At 60.9% G+C, this 14,493-nt stretch carries 15 protein-coding genes; 7 read left to right on the top strand and 8 right to left on the bottom strand.

Annotation, left to right across the window (positions count from 1 at the left end; genetic code table 11):
- Window positions 1-64 precede the first annotated feature (64 nt).
- Complete coding sequence (locus AB5Y59_RS09840) at window positions 65-1,663, bottom strand: BCCT family transporter (RefSeq protein WP_368211905.1); 1,599 nt, start codon at window positions 1,661-1,663, stop codon at window positions 65-67.
- A gap of 9 nt (window positions 1,664-1,672) precedes the next feature.
- Window positions 1,673-2,200: a hypothetical protein gene (locus AB5Y59_RS09845; RefSeq protein ID WP_010672814.1), complete on the bottom strand. Its 528-nt coding sequence runs from the start codon at window positions 2,198-2,200 to the stop codon at window positions 1,673-1,675.
- A 163-nt stretch (window positions 2,201-2,363) separates the two neighbouring features.
- Here AB5Y59_RS09845 and AB5Y59_RS09850 point away from each other — a divergent pair, with 163 nt between their 5' ends.
- Window positions 2,364-2,843, top strand: a complete 480-nt coding sequence (locus AB5Y59_RS09850; protein WP_010672813.1) for a MarR family winged helix-turn-helix transcriptional regulator — start codon at window positions 2,364-2,366, stop codon at window positions 2,841-2,843.
- A 61-nt stretch (window positions 2,844-2,904) separates the two neighbouring features.
- Here the strand turns inward: AB5Y59_RS09850 and AB5Y59_RS09855 are convergent, their stop codons facing one another.
- Window positions 2,905-3,486, bottom strand: a complete 582-nt coding sequence (locus AB5Y59_RS09855) for a YjaG family protein (protein WP_042864483.1) — start codon at window positions 3,484-3,486, stop codon at window positions 2,905-2,907.
- A gap of 161 nt (window positions 3,487-3,647) precedes the next feature.
- Here AB5Y59_RS09855 and AB5Y59_RS09860 point away from each other — a divergent pair, with 161 nt between their 5' ends.
- Window positions 3,648-4,592 (top strand): D-2-hydroxyacid dehydrogenase, encoded by a 945-nt coding sequence (locus AB5Y59_RS09860; RefSeq protein WP_268453220.1) that lies wholly within the window; start codon window positions 3,648-3,650, stop codon window positions 4,590-4,592.
- Between the two features lie 63 nt (window positions 4,593-4,655).
- On the opposite strand, the gene mepM is transcribed toward AB5Y59_RS09860, so the two are convergent.
- On the bottom strand, window positions 4,656-5,993 hold the full coding sequence (gene mepM, locus AB5Y59_RS09865) for a murein DD-endopeptidase MepM (protein ID WP_041212320.1): 1,338 nt from the start codon (window positions 5,991-5,993) through the stop codon (window positions 4,656-4,658).
- A 270-nt stretch (window positions 5,994-6,263) separates the two neighbouring features.
- Between mepM and AB5Y59_RS09870 the strand changes: the two genes are divergently transcribed.
- Together AB5Y59_RS09870 and AB5Y59_RS09875 are read left to right on the top strand one after the other, a co-directional pair.
- Window positions 6,264-7,565 (top strand): LapD/MoxY N-terminal periplasmic domain-containing protein, encoded by a 1,302-nt coding sequence (locus AB5Y59_RS09870; RefSeq protein ID WP_342041015.1) that lies wholly within the window; start codon window positions 6,264-6,266, stop codon window positions 7,563-7,565.
- Complete coding sequence (locus AB5Y59_RS09875; RefSeq protein ID WP_368211984.1) at window positions 7,559-8,500, top strand: TAXI family TRAP transporter solute-binding subunit; 942 nt, start codon at window positions 7,559-7,561, stop codon at window positions 8,498-8,500. The genes AB5Y59_RS09870 and AB5Y59_RS09875 overlap by 7 nt, the downstream gene beginning before the upstream one ends.
- On the opposite strand, the gene AB5Y59_RS09880 is transcribed toward AB5Y59_RS09875, so the two are convergent.
- Entirely contained in the window at window positions 8,495-9,169 is a 675-nt protein-coding gene (locus AB5Y59_RS09880; RefSeq protein WP_041212317.1) for a transglutaminase-like cysteine peptidase, read from the bottom strand. The genes AB5Y59_RS09875 and AB5Y59_RS09880 overlap by 6 nt on opposite strands.
- Before the next feature lie 76 nt (window positions 9,170-9,245).
- The gene (gene znuA, locus AB5Y59_RS09885; protein WP_128296331.1) at window positions 9,246-10,184 is read right to left on the bottom strand and encodes a zinc ABC transporter substrate-binding protein ZnuA; all 939 of its coding nucleotides are present in this window, start codon (window positions 10,182-10,184) and stop codon (window positions 9,246-9,248) included.
- 94 nt (window positions 10,185-10,278) lie between these two features.
- Here znuA and znuC point away from each other — a divergent pair, with 94 nt between their 5' ends.
- The gene (gene znuC / locus AB5Y59_RS09890; protein ID WP_039039733.1) at window positions 10,279-11,043 is read left to right on the top strand and encodes a zinc ABC transporter ATP-binding protein ZnuC; all 765 of its coding nucleotides are present in this window, start codon (window positions 10,279-10,281) and stop codon (window positions 11,041-11,043) included.
- 9 nt (window positions 11,044-11,052) lie between these two features.
- Window positions 11,053-11,832, top strand: coding sequence for a zinc ABC transporter permease subunit ZnuB (znuB, locus tag AB5Y59_RS09895; protein WP_010672803.1), 780 nt, complete (start codon window positions 11,053-11,055; stop codon window positions 11,830-11,832).
- A gap of 104 nt (window positions 11,833-11,936) precedes the next feature.
- Here the strand turns inward: znuB and AB5Y59_RS09900 are convergent, their stop codons facing one another.
- Entirely contained in the window at window positions 11,937-12,854 is a 918-nt protein-coding gene (locus AB5Y59_RS09900) for a LysR substrate-binding domain-containing protein (RefSeq protein ID WP_042014956.1), read from the bottom strand.
- A 91-nt stretch (window positions 12,855-12,945) separates the two neighbouring features.
- Between AB5Y59_RS09900 and AB5Y59_RS09905 the strand changes: the two genes are divergently transcribed.
- A complete protein-coding gene (locus tag AB5Y59_RS09905) occupies window positions 12,946-13,809 on the top strand; it encodes a DMT family transporter (protein ID WP_368211908.1) in 864 nt (287 codons plus the stop codon).
- Here AB5Y59_RS09905 and AB5Y59_RS09910 read toward each other — a convergent pair.
- Complete coding sequence (locus tag AB5Y59_RS09910; protein ID WP_010672800.1) at window positions 13,806-14,396, bottom strand: uracil-DNA glycosylase family protein; 591 nt, start codon at window positions 14,394-14,396, stop codon at window positions 13,806-13,808. The two genes, AB5Y59_RS09905 and AB5Y59_RS09910, sit on opposite strands and share 4 nt — an antisense overlap.
- Between the last annotated feature and the right edge of the window lie 97 nt (window positions 14,397-14,493).

Genomic DNA, 14,493 nt, shown 5'->3' on the forward strand with positions numbered 1-14,493 from the left:
ACCGCCGAACAGGCATGAAAAAGGGGAACCGCGAGGTTCCCCTTTCGTTTGACCGAACCTGTCATCAGCCCGGACCGATGCGATCCATCAGGCTCAGATTGACCGACCCCGGATGGCGCTTGAGCTTCTGCCTGTATTCGAACTGGTGCTGGCTCTCCTGTTTGAGCCCCTGCATCAGGGAGTAGCACATGGCCAGCATGATGACCGAGAAGGGCAGCGCGGCGATGATGCTGGCGGCCTGCAGGGCGGCAAGCCCGCCGGAGACCAGCAGAATGGCCGCGACCAGCCCCTGCCCCAGTCCCCAGATGGCACGGTGCAGCACGGGAGGATCCTGGTCGCCGATGGAGAGCAGCGTCGTAATCACGAGCGTGCCCGAGTCGCTGGAGGTGATGAAGTAGGTGCAGATAAGCAGGGTCAGCACCCCCTTGGCAATCCAGCCGAAGGTCTCCCAGTGCAGCAGTTCCACCGTCTTGTAGAGCGCCATGGTGACATCCTGATTGACCGCTTCCACCACGCCGCCGCCACCGAACAGCTCCAGGTTCATGGCAGTCCCGCCGAACACGGTGAGCCAGAACATGCCGAGCAGGGAGGGCACCAGCAGAACACCGAGCACGAATTCACGAATCGTGCGGCCCTTGGAGATGCGGGCGATGAACATGCCGACAAAGGGTGCCCACGCGATCCACCAGCCCCAGTAAAATGCGGTCCAGCTAGACTGCCAGGCCGAGGTACCGTTGGCTTCGGTATTGGTCCAGAAGCTCAGCTTGACGATGTTCTGCAGGTAATCACCGATGTTCTGCACATAGGCGTTGAGTATGTAGGTGGTCGGCCCCAGCACCAGGAAGAGGCCCAGCACGAACACGCTCAACCAGATATTGAGTTCGGAGAGGATCTTCACCCCGCGCCCGACGCCGGAGATGGCAGACAGGGTGGCAATCAGGCTGATGCCACCGATGAGCCAGAGCTGGTTCGCTTGTGACACGCCCATGCCGAACATCTGATTGAGGCCGGTGTTCATCTGGGAGACGCCCAGCCCAAGGGAGGTCGCCACCCCGAACACGGTACCGAACACCGCCAGCACGTCGGCGGCATGGCCCCAGAAGCCATAGATGCGATCGCCGAGCAGCGGATAGAGCACGGAACGAATGGCCAGTGGCAGCTTGCGTCGATAGCTGAAGAAGGCCAGCGACAGGCCGACGATCACATAGATGGCCCAGGGGTGCAGACCCCAGTGGAAGAAGGTGAGGCGCATGGCGATCTGGGCCGCTTCCGGCGTCATACCTTCGGTGATGAAGGGGTTGCCCTGCAGGTGATACATGGGCTCGGCGATGCTCCAGAACACCAGGCCTATGCCCATGCCTGCGCTGAACAGCATGGAGAACCAGGCAAAGTAGCCAAACTCCGGTACCTGGTCGTCGTCGCCCAGCCGGATGCTGCCAAAGCGGCTGAACATCAGGTAGACGGCGAAGAACAGGAACAGGGCGACCACCAGGATGTAATACCACTTGAAGCCAGCAATGATGGTGTCCTTGGCCCCGGTAAACCAGGTGCCTGCGGTATCCGGATCAAAGACGCCGAACAGCAGGAAGAGGGTCACGACGGTGAGGGCCGTCATGGCCATGGTGGGATTGAGGCCTTTCAAAAGCCCTTTGGTTGCTCGCATCGGGCCTCCTTAGTCGTTGTTGAAAAAGTCTTCACCCACGTGATCGCCGGCACCGCCGATGGCGCGATAGGCCAGACGACCTGCCACCTGCTCACGGTGATCCACCAGGGTCACCGACGGCTGGCCGTTCACTGCGTGGCGTTTGCCGAGGAAGATAGCCATGGGCACCCCCAGATTGGAGACACCGCTGGTGATCCAGAGGCGGTTGAAGTCATAGGAGCCACCGATGAACTCCAGCTGTGCCAGCCCATTGTCCAGACCCGCCAGATAAAAGTTCATGGCACTCTCGTCGGGGAAGAGGTGAACCAGCACATAGGCATAGCGCAGCTCATTGACCAACTCCTTTAGACTGAAAGAACCTGTGTTGCTGCAAGAGAGCGGCAACTCGCCATCGTAGTGGTGTACCTTGAGGTTGTTGGGGTCCTCGTCATAAGCAGGTTGATAACGCACAAATGCCGCGGTATCCGGCAGTTCATAGCGAACTCTGACCACGCGCAGATCGGCAACCAGGGACTTGATATCCAGGTCGTCATGCATGATTTCACTCCTCAAATATCGGGTTGGAATGGGGCAATTGTCCGATAACCTAACACAATATTCATTAGAGCTGAAATCATTACATCAAAAACCATATTGACCTTGTTATGGATTAGGCGGAGAATTTCGCGCCTCTCCACAGCCCTGCGATGACCCAGACCCCATGGAAAAACATGATGAAGTGCTGATCGCCCTGCGCCAGATCATCCGTGCCATCGACATGCACTCCAAGCGCTTGATCAAGGAAGCCGGCCTGACCTCGCCCCAGCTCCTGCTGCTCAAGGGTATCGACGAGCTTGGCCAGATCTCCATGCGCCAGTTGGCGGATCACACCAACATGAGCCAGGCCACCGCCACCACCATCATGGACCGGCTGGAGAGCCGCCAGCTGGTGCAGCGCATTCGCAGCGAAACCGACAAACGCAAGGTGCATGCGACGCTCACTGACGCGGGACGCGCCCTGCTTGCCCAGGCTCCGACCCCCTTGCAGGAGAGTTTCATTCAACGCTTTCAGGCGCTGGAGAACTGGGAGCAGGGGTTGTTGCTCTCTTCCCTGCAACGCATCTCCGCCATGATGAATGCCGACGGTATCGATGCCGCCCCCGTGCTGAGTGTCAGCCCCCTGACCGAAGAGCGGGCCTGAACCGCACCCATAAAAAAAGCTCCCGACCGGGAGCTTTTTTTATGGGTAGAACGCGATGGCATTACGCCTCCAGGCTGATGCCGATGTTGGAGACGCCGTCCTGGGCCGCGAAGGCGCGGATGGCAAGGATGCGATCGCTGTCCCGTTCATGGGCCACCCGTTTGAGCAGTTCGACCTGGAACTCCAGCTCCGCCTCCATGTACTCGTGCTCATAGAGCTCCTCATCGCTGAGGTCCCGCTCTTCCAGCATCTCGATGAAGCCGGCGACCGTGCCGACAGACGCATGGCTGGCGTCGTTGGCCTCTTCCCCCACCCGGCAGATCACCGAGTTGTAGGCACAACCCAGCGCCACGCAGGCGTCCAGTGCCGGATAGGCGCCGTAGGATTCAAACTTGCGGGGATCGGGAATGTAGACTTCAAACGCTTCCAGAATGGCACCAAGATTGACGCGGGATCCCTTGACCGTCAGGTAGTTCCACATCTGATCCAGCGCGTGACGGAATGCCCTCGCATCCCCGAAACCGGAGGCCTGGGTAAAGAGCACATAGTTGGGGTACATGCGCTCTGCCAGCGCCAAGGTATAGACGGTTTGCTGCCAGGGCTGCAGCTCGGCCAGTCGCTTATAAAACTTGTCACCAAACACTGGAGTCGGATCCTTTGCAAAATGTGGGGCAGATTGTAGCCCACGAGGGCCCCGTCTAAAAATGAAAAAGCGCCCTGCTCGACTATCTTGCCCGATCAACTGGGGTAAGATGGAGACAGCATCCCTCTCGCCTTGCCATAAACACGATAAGGAACAAGAGTATGAGCCAACGTACCCTGCTGCTGTTGAGTCAGGACAACAGCCACTATGAACGCCTGCTCAAGGCGGCCCATCTTCCCCATCTGCACATTCTTCGGGCCGACAATCAGGCCGAGGCCGAACAGCTTATCGGTGACGCTCATATCCTGATGGCCGAGCCTGCCCGGGCCAAGCCGCTGCTGGCCAAGGCCGGCAAGCTCAGCTGGCTCCAGTCCACTTATGCCGGGGTCGACGTGCTGCTGGACGCCAGTTGCCGCCGCGACTACCTGCTCACCAATGTCCGCGGCATCTTCGGCCCCTTGATGAGCGAGTATGTGTTCGGCCATCTGCTCAGCCTGACCCGCCAGTTGCCACTCTATCGCGAGCAGCAGCAACAGTGCGTCTGGCAGAGCCATCCCTATCAGGGCTTGAAGGGAAAGACGCTGCTGCTGCTCGGCACCGGCAGCATAGGGCAGCATATCGCCCACACCGGCAAACATTTTGGCATGAGGGTGCTCGGCATCAGCCACAGTGGCCGTGAGCGTGCCGGGTTCGATCAGGTGTACCAGTTGCCGACACTCAACAAGATGCTGGCCCAGGCCGATGTCATCGTCAGCGTGCTGCCCGCCACCCGCGAGACACGCCATCTCTTCACCGCCGAACGCTTCGGCCACTGCAAACCGGGCGCCATCTTCTTCAACGTCGGCAGAGGCAATGCCGTCCATGAGGGGGAGCTGCTGGCGGCACTGCAAGCCGGCAAGCCCGCCATGGCGGTGCTCGATGTGTTCGAGCAGGAACCCCTGCCCGCTGACAGCCCGCTCTGGCACCAGTCCAATCTCATCGTGACGCCTCACAACAGCGCCTACAGCTTCCCGGAAGATGTGGCCCAGATCTTCATCCGCAACTACATCCGCTTCATCGATGGTCAGCAGCTGGACGGCAGGATCGACTTTGACAAGGGTTATTGAAGCCGTTCTGCAATGAAAAAGCCCCGCCAGTTGGCGGGGCCTTTTTCGTCAGGAGGAAGCCGTTCAGCCCGCCTCCATCTCTTTGCGGTAGCTCTTCACCTTGGCGAGGAACTGACGCTTGTCCTTGCCGGAGAGCGGCTCCGCCATCGGCAGCTTGATCTTCATGGGATCCACCGGGCGGTTGTTGATGCGCACCTCGTAGTGCAGGTGAGCACCGGTGGAGCGGCCCGTGTTGCCGGAGAGGGCAATCTTGTCACCCATCTTCACCTTCTGGCCCGGCTTGACCAGCAGCTTGCTCAGGTGCAGATAACGGGTCATCAGGGTACGGCCGTGCTTGATCACGACATAGGTGCCTGCCAGCGGGTGGCTGGTTGCCTTGAGGACCACACCGTCACCGGTCGCCATGATGGGCGTGCCTACCGGCAGGGCAAAGTCGGTTCCCTCATGGGGCCGGACCTGCCCGGTAATGGGATGACGGCGATTCGGGTTGAAACTGGAGCTGACCCGGTAACGGCTGTGAGTCGGATAACGGCGGAAGCCGCGCTCCAGGCTGTTTGCCTGACCGTCATAATAGTTGCCATCTTCCGACAACCAGGCTGACACGGCCTTGCCCTGGCTGAACACCTCGACCCCCAGCAACTGGGTATTGCCCGTACTCTTGCCGTCGACCGTCTCCTGACGGACCAGCACCTTGAACTTGTCACCCTTTTTCAAATCCTTGGCGAAGTTGAGGCGCCACTGGAACAGGTTGGCAATCTTCTGGATGTGGTTGGCCGGGATCCCGGCATTGCGGGCGCTGACGTAGAAGCTGCCGTTGATGACACCGTCATAGCTCTTCTGTTGCCACTCCACCTCTTCATTGAGCATGTTGGCGCTATAGGTGTCGTCGGTACGCTCCAGCACCAGGGTCTGCTTGATGTTCAGGCGGATCTTCAACTGCTGCAGAATGTTGTCCTGATCGATCAGCAACTCGATGGTCTGACCGGGTTTGAGACGCGCCAGGTTGTTCTTGGCATCCGCATCCAGCACCTTGTAGAGGGTGGTGGTGGACAGCCCCAAGTTGTTGAAGATGGTGGTCAGGTTCTCGCCGTTGCGAACCCGGTAATCTTGCCATTGAGGCGTGGCATCGGCCGGGATGTCGTCTTCGGGAGCGGCTGACTCGACCAGCTCGTGATCCGGAATGTCGTTGAAGTCGGTGTTGTCTTCGTTGGTTGCGGTGCCCGTGGTGGCGATCGGCAACTCCAGACGCAGTGGCCGCTCCAGGATGTCACCGGGAGCTGGCAATACGGCTACCGCTGACAGCGTCATGGCCGTGAGCAATAGCATGGCATAGAAATGCTTGCGGGGAACCGGGGGTTCCCAATTGGCAGCCTGGGCTACCAAGGGACGGAGACGTTTCATCCGCTATCCTGTTATTAGATCTAAGGGTGGTGGTTGTGGGTCTGTTTTTATGAGTTTTTATTATGAAAACCGAATATCTGGCTTTTAGACCTAAATACTTACAAAAAGTTCATAGCTCCATGCACGAAACTCACATTTTATGCATAACCTTCCAGCATGGGCAGAAATGATCGTCATTTTCAGCCATTTTTTTCTATTTTTAAGAACCAAGTCCGGTTGTGGTGCTCTCCGGCCCAGAAAATGTTGCAAAAACATCTCCATGGAGTGGGTATGTCATTGGCAAAATTGTTAAATGTAATCATCCTAATCCTCTTCACCATCGGCGCCGCGCTGCTGCTCGTGCTGGAGATCACGACGGTACGACAGTCTATTCTCGACCAGATGTCGGCCAACCTTGAAACCGCCATCACCGCACTGGGGCTGGTGCTGCAGGGCACTCTGCTCAACGATGACAAGGTCCTTGCCGAGACCATAGTGAACGCCATGTTCGACGGAGGCTTCGTCAACTCCGTCGTTCTGCTGGATCCGGATGGCCAGGTGCTGTTCCAGAAGGTGTTCCACACCGCACAGCAAAATGTTCCAGGCTGGCTCCCCTCAGTTATCGACATGCCGCCGGTCAAGATTGAGCAGGAGTTGACCGACGGCTGGCGCATTCTCGGTACCCTCACGCTCGAGGGACACAAGGGTTACGCCTACCAGCATCTGTGGAACGCCATCAGTCGTACCGGACTTGCGCTGCTCGCCGGCCTGCTGGTGTTCAGCCTGGTGATCACCTGGGTGTGCCGCCGCCTGCTGCGCCCCCTCGAACAGGTCAGTCTGCAGCTGACCCGGATCCGCAAACGCCAGTTCAGCGGCAACCTGCCAACCCCGTGGCTTCGCGAATTGCAGGAAGTCGTTGTCTCCATCAACCAGCTGGTCTCTGAACGCAAGCGGGACCTGCTGCAACAGCGGCTCAAGATCACCCAGCTTGGCAAGCACGACGCTCTCCCGACCCACCAGAAGCTCGTTGGGCTGGTCGACACCGATGGCAACACCTATCAGCAGCATTTCTTCTCCACTCAGGGGAGTATCAGGCTCTACAGCCGCCTGCTACCCAAGCACCCCCCCACCACGGACAGTTCGCCGGATGAAATTCGGGGGCTGCTCAACGACTGGCTGACTCAGAAGGCGGAAGGACTTCAGCTGCCTCTCAGCCTGCTCGGCCACCCAGACTGGGCGCAGTTTGCCCCCGTGCTGACCAGCACTCGTGGCAAGACGCTGGACTGGCGCTGGGACCTGGCGATCTTCCCCCCTCTGGCCGAGGAACGACTGACCGCACTCCAGTCCCAGGGGATTGAGCTGGCATTCAGCAACATCCCGATGAACAACGACAATCTGGCCAGGCTCGACCCCATCAGACCCGTCTTCATCAGTTGCCAGCTCACCCAGTCCCCCCTTTATTGGAACCTGCTCTCCCAATGCCTCCATGCTTCCGGCTACACCTTGCTGGCGGAAGCCGGCGACGTAAGCGATGTGGACATGCTGCGCAGTTGGGGTATCGATGGTTATGCCACTCAGGAGAATGCATCATGAGGATCCCGCTGCTGCTTGCCCTGCTGTGGCAACCGACCCTGCACGCGACCACCATGACCATAGGCACAGGGGGGGAGCAAGGCATCTATTACCAGGTCATCAAGGAGTTCTGCAGACTGGCCAAAAAAAGTGACCCCACGATGCCTTGCAAACTGCAGGCCAGCTCTGGGTCCATCGAAAATCTCCGCCAGCTGAAAGCGGGAGAGGTCCCCTATGCCCTCGTCCAGTCCGACTGGCTCTATCAGGCCAGCCAGGGCACGGGGCCTTTCGTTGCCCAACCACAACGCGAGCTGAGGGCTCTCTTTGCCACCCACGCCGAACCTTTCACCATAGTGGTGCGAGCCGATGGGGATATCACCACCCTGGAGCAGCTCAAGCTGGCCCCCATCGACATGGGCCTGAAGAGTTCAGGGACTCGTCAAACGGCATTGGCCCTGTTCAATGTTCTGGGCGCAAAGGAGCAGGATCTCGATTTGAAGAGCGTCGCCAATCTCTCCGAAGCGTTGTGCAATAAACAGATCGATGCCTATGGCCTTGTCATGGGTCATCCCAACCGCATCGTGCTGGACACCGCCAAGCGCTGCGCCGTGCGCTTCCTGGCGATCGAGGGGCCCGTAAGGGACCAGCTGCTCAAAGGGGTCAGGTATTACCAGCGCAGCCAGGTGCCGGCACGCATCTACCCGGGCAACCTCAAGGCAACCCCCACCTTCGCCATCGCCGCCACCCTGGTGACCAATGCCGCCACTCCCGATGACGAGGTCTATCGGCTGACCCGGGCCATGCTGAGCCAGCAAACCAGTTTCAACGAACAGACCTATGGCTATGCGAACCTGTTTCACAAGGTGCGCAACAAAATAGGCCCGGTGCTGAGTGTCGAACAGCATCCGGGCGCGGGAAAATATTTCGAGGAGTTGAAGGCGGCGGGCAAGTTATAGCTGGCGACGGGGGGAGCGCAGATGCTCGCTGGAGAAGCGGCTCTGCATCGAGGTCCACTGGGCCAGGCGATCGGCACTCCCCGCCAGGGTTCCCTCGCGACGGGATTTCATGATCCAGATGCTTTTGGCATCGAAACTGTAAACCGGCTGCAGATCATTGCGCTTGCTCCCCGGCAGGATGCGGCCATTGATGTTGTCCAGCACCAGGGGATCTGACTTGATGGTCGGGAAGTACAACGTCACCATGTGGAACTGGTTGTAACGAATTGCCTTCACATAGGCCAGCCGCAGCTTCTTCTCGTCGACCCCCAGCTCCATCAGGGTGTAGTACTTGGCGATGCTGTAGTCCTCGCAATCCCCGCCTCTCGCCCCGATGAACTCCAGCGGATTGGCCCAATAATCATCATCCCCCCACAGTCTGGGATCCTCGCTGTAGGTCAGGTTGTTGAAGTAGTTGTTCACCAGCTCCAGCTTCTGCTGGTCCGTCGTTCCGGCCCTTGGCGTCAGCAGACGAGAGAAGGCCTCGGACCGCTGGATCGCTCTGGCGCCATAGACCGCCTGCATTTTTGCCCTGAGTTCCGGGCTGGCGATGTGTTCGGAAAGACCGGATGCCTGTATGCCGGATCCCAGCAGGGTCAGCGTGCAGGCAGAGACGAGCAACCATTTCATGACTGACACTCCATATCAGATGCTGGAGGTCAGTATAGTTGGCCGCGCCGCCTCTATCGTCAATGTCGGGCAAGGCCTAGCGGCACTGGGCGAAGGCATCCGCCAACTGCTGCATGAATTGCGGATAACCGTCCGGACCGAGCGGCACCTGCTCGCCGACTTCGTCCAGCAGCAGCACCTTGGCCCCGGTATTGCGGGCAACCGACTCGATCACCGCCGGGGAGAACTGCGGCTCGGCGTAGATGCAGCTCGCCTTTTTCTCTTCCAGCGCCTTGCGGATGTCAATCAGCGTCTTGGCTCCCGGGCGACGCTCCGGGCTCACGGTGAAGTGTCCCTTGGAGCTCATGCCGTAGTGACGCTCCCAGTATCCATAGGCTTCGTGGAACACGAAGTAGCCCTTCTGATCCACCGCCTTCATCTGCACGGCGATCACCTTGTCCAGGGCGTCAACCTTGCCCTCGAAGGCCGCGAGATTGGCGGCATAGCGCGCCTGGTTGGCAGGATCCAGCTTGCCCAGTTCGGTCGCGATCGCCTTGGCAATCACCTTGGCCTGGGTTGGACCCAGCCAGATGTGGGGATCCACCCCTTCGTGGTGGTGCCCTTCATGGCCCTCGTCGTGCGAGCCGTGGTCGTGGGCGGCATGGTCATGATCCTTGTCATCATGGTGATGATCGTCATGTTCCCCCTGGGTCGCATAGTTGTACAGCGGCATGCCGGGAACCTGGGTCAGGGTCAATACATGAGGATGCTGGGCCAGGGGTTTAGCCATGAAGCCTTCCAGCTCGGGACCGACCCACACCACCAGATCGGCCTCCTTGATATTGCGCATGTCGGAAGGGCGCAGGGAAAAATCGTGGGGCGACGCACCGGTGGGCAGCAGCACCCCGGGCTCGCTCACACCATCGGTGATCGCCGCCGCGATGAAGCCCAGGGGTTTGATGGTGGTCAGCACCTCGAGGGCACGGACAGGCAGACTCACCGCCATCAGGGCAGTGATCAGAGCAAGAATTCGCATAGAGGTCTCGTCAGGGAATATGTGTGTGATAATATAACAAACCAACGTCGCTGTTATATTATAACTCTCACAGGCTGTAAACCCCGGAGCTGTCATGACCCAACTGGTGGAGCTGAAAGAGGTCTGTCTCTCATTTGACGGACGACTCGTGCTCGACAAGGTCTCCTTTACCCTGAACAAAGGCAAAATCACCACCCTGGTCGGCCCCAACGGGGCGGGCAAGAGCACCCTGAGCAAGCTGGTGCTGGGTTTGCTCAGCCCAGATTCGGGGGACATCGTCCGCCGCCGCGATCTGCGGGTCGGCTATGTACCCCAGCGCCTCTATCTGGACCCCACCCTCCCCCTGACGGTGCGCCGCTTCCTGCAACTTGGCAAGAACAGCCGCCTCTCCATCGAGGAGGCGCTCAATCGGGTCGGTGCCCAGGATCTGCTGGACAACCGGATGCAAAAGCTCTCCGGTGGCGAGATGCAGCGGGTACTGCTGGCCCGCGCCCTGCTGGTCAAACCCGAGCTGCTGGTGCTGGACGAACCGGTGCAAGGGGTAGATATCACGGGCCAGATCGAGCTCTATGCCCTCATCAGCCAGCTGGCCGCCGAGTTCCACTGCGCCGTGCTGATGGTCTCCCACGATCTGCACCTGGTGATGGCCAGCACTCACGAGGTGATCTGCCTCAATCGCCACGTCTGCTGCCACGGCGAGCCACAGAGCGTGGCCCGTCACCCGGAATTTGCCCGCCTGTTCGGGCGGCCGGAGAGGGAGGTGCTGGCGGTCTATACCCACCATCACCACTGCGATGGCGAACACCATCATCATGAACCGCAGGCTCCCGTCATCCGCCTGCCCTCTCGCAACAACTAGGATCTTCACGTGGACAGCTTTCTGTTATACGCCCTCGCGGCCGGACTCGGCATCGCCCTGCTGGCCGGGCCGCTTGGCAGCTTCGTGGTGTGGCGCAAGATGGCCTATTTTGGCGACACCCTCTCCCATGCCTGCCTCTTCGGCATCGCCCTCGGCATCCTGCTGCAGGTGGACCTCACCCTGGCGGTCGTGGTCTGCTGCCTCGCCATGGCGATGCTGCTGGTCATCATGAGCCGCAACCAGCAGGTGGCCACCGACACCCTGCTCGGCATTCTGGCCCACAGCGCCCTGTCGCTGGGTCTGGTCACCCTGAGCTTCATGGACAACGTGCGGGTGGACCTGATGGCCTACCTGTTTGGCGACCTGCTCTCGGTGCAGCCCATGGACCTGCTCTGGATCTACGGCGGCGGCGCCCTGGTGCTGCTCACCCTGTGGCGACTCTGGGATCCCCTGCTCTCCATGACCATCTCGGAAGAGCTGGCCCGGGTGGAAGGGGTACGGGTGGATGTGCTGCGCTGCGTGCTGATGTTGCTGATAGGCCTGGTCATCGCCGTGGCCATGAAGTTCGTCGGGGCGCTCATCATCACCTCCTTGCTGATCATTCCCGCCGCCACCGCCCGCCGCTTCAGCCAGACTCCGGAGCAGATGGCCGGCTTTGCCGCCCTGACAGGCTGTCTCGCCGTGCTGGGGGGCCTTGCCCTCTCCTGGTATCAGGACACCCCGGCCGGTCCCTCGGTCGTAGTCTGCGCCACCACCCTCTTTGTACTGAGCCAGTTCAAGCGCACCTGACCCGCTCCTGATGGCCCTGGTCTCGCCAGTGCCATCAGGCCTCCCGAATCAGACTCCTGCGTCGTGGTCTGTGCCGTCCATTCTGCATAGGGCGCCCAGCACGTTCAGACGCGCCTGAGAGGCTCGTTTTCCCCGGGTCTCAGGCTCGCCTGCGACTCCTGCCACAGCCACTGACGCAACCGGCTGATGGCGGGTTCATGGGCGCGCGAGCGCTTGAAGACGAAATAGAAGTTGTCGCCGGTCTCGAGGGCGTGCAGGGGCAGCCGCACCAGACGCGGATCTTCCGGCTGCAACATGTAGTCATTGATGAGCGCCATTCCCTGGTCCCAGTTCGCCGCCTCCAGCGCGAGCAGGATATGGCTGAAATGGTGCACCCTCGCCTCGGGGGGAATAGTCAGCCCCCCCATTTCGGCCCAGCGCCGCCAATCTTCCCCCTTCTCGCGGTAGATAGCCTGGATGGAGAGCAGCGGCAACTGCCACAGGGTGGCGGGCCACTCCCCTTCCACCTGCTGCCACATCCGGCGACTGCACACCGGCATCAGCCGCTCCCGATAGAGCAGATCGTGCATGTAGCCCGGCCCTTCGGGGGAGACGGTGATGAAACCGTCCGCCACCCTGTCGGAGAGCTCGGGATCTTCCGCCACCATCTCCAGGCTGAGATCCAGCTCGGGATAGAGCTGGCGCAGCCCGGCCAGGCGCGGGATCAGCCACTTCACCGCAAAGGAGCTGTAGACCGCGAGCCGCACCCGCATCTCGCCGCCGCCGCGCAACTGCTCGCTGCTCTGGGCAATCTGGACCAGCCCGGCGGCGATCCCCTCGAAATAGATCTCCCCCTGGGGCGTCAGGGAGAGCAGCCGCCCCTGGCGCAGCAGCAGCCGCTCCCCCAGAAAATCCTCCAGCAGACGGATCTGGTGACTGACCGCACTCTGGCTGACATTGAGCTCCAGGGCGGCGCGGGAAAAACTCAGCAGGCGGGCAACCACCTCGAAATATTGAACGGCGCGCAGGGGGGGCAGCTTCATTATCCAAATTTCTCATGCGTGATGATTTTTTATCATTTTACTGGATAACAGGCCGCGGGCTACCCTCCCCTCATCTGAATCTGGAGGTGGTATGAATGCAGTCGGGATAGGCATCCTCTATCTGGTGCTCGGCAACATGGTGGCGGTCTTCTCCGATGCCCTGGTCAAGGTGCTGGAGCCGGACCAGCCCATTTTCCAGTTTGTCTTTTTCCGCCAGCTCTCCGCAGCCCTGCTGCTCGCCCCCTGGCTGCTCTGGTCCTGGCGGCGCAACCCGCCGGTAGCCCTCAAGTGGCACCTGCTGCGAGCCCACATCTGGGCCGTCGGCGTCTGCCTGATGGTGGTCGCCCTCACCCGGCTGCCGCTCGCCACCGCCAACGCCCTCTTTTATGCCGCCCCGCTGCTGATGGTGCCGCTCGCGGTCTGGCTGGCGGGGGAGGCACTCTCGCGCCAGAAGGTGCTGACGGCGCTGCTCGGCTTCGTCGGAGTGCTCATCGTGCTGCGCCCGACCGAAGTAAACTGGGCCGCCCTGGCGGCGCTCGGGGTGGCGCTCTCCCTGGCGGTCAACAACCTGCTGATCAAGCGCATCCCGCTCCAGCAGCCCATCGCCCAGACCCTGTTTTTCACCAATGTGCTGAGCATGCCCTTCATCCTGGCGCTGGCCTGGTGGGAAGGGGGCGAGTGGCAATGGCAGATGTGGTGGCCCGCCTTCGGCTCCTCGGCGCTCATCATGGTCTACGCGGGGCTGTGCGTGATGGCCTATCGCAAGGCGGAGGTGAGCAAGATCGCCTCGGCGGAGTACACCGGGCTGCTGATGGCGGTCGCCATCGGGGTGTGGCTGTTTGACGAACAGCCAGGGCTGCCGCTGCTGCTGGGGTGCCTGTGCATCATACTGCCGCTGGTCGCCATGGCCCGCAGCAAGCCCAAGCCCAAGCCCCAGGCCGAGCCGGCGCTCTAGCCTGCCGGGTCAAGCAGGGGGGCGACCCTCTGCTGCAGATGGGGGATCACCGCCTGCTCGAACCAGGGGTTCTTCCTGAGCCAGAGGGTGTTGCGCGGGGACGGGTGCGGCAGCGGCAACCAGGCCGGGCCATAGTCCGCCCAGTGTCGCACCGTCTCGGTGAGCGATCCTTTCGCCGCCGCCCTCAGGTAGTAAGCCTGCGCATACTGGCCGATGAGCAGGGTCAGCTCGATGTTGGGCAGCAGCATCAGTACCTTGTCGTGCCAGGTGGGGGCACATTCCGGGCGCGGCGGTAGATCCCCCGACTTGCCCCTGCCGGGGTAACAGAGCCCCATGGGCATGATGGCGATGCGGGATTCATCGTAAAAGGTGGCCTTGTCCACCCCGAGCCACAAGCGCAGCCGATCGCCGGAGGGATCGTCCCAGGGGATGCCGCTGGCGTGTACCCGGGTGCCGGGGGCCTGGCCGATGATGAGCAGACGGGCGCGCTCGTTGCCGCGGATCACCGGCCTTGGGCCGAGCGGCAGGTGGGCCTCGCACAGGCGGCAGGCCCGGATCTGTTCAAACAGGGGATCGAGTCGGTTCATGGGCCCGATAGTACCAGAGTTTTCTCCCCGCTCCCGCTTGTGAAAGGGGCGGCGGATACTTATCATGCAGCCGCCATTGTTTAGTTTAATAAACGGA

This window comes from Aeromonas sp. s10, assembly GCF_040907975.1.
GTDB classification, from domain to species: Bacteria; Pseudomonadota; Gammaproteobacteria; order Enterobacterales; family Aeromonadaceae; genus Aeromonas; species Aeromonas caviae.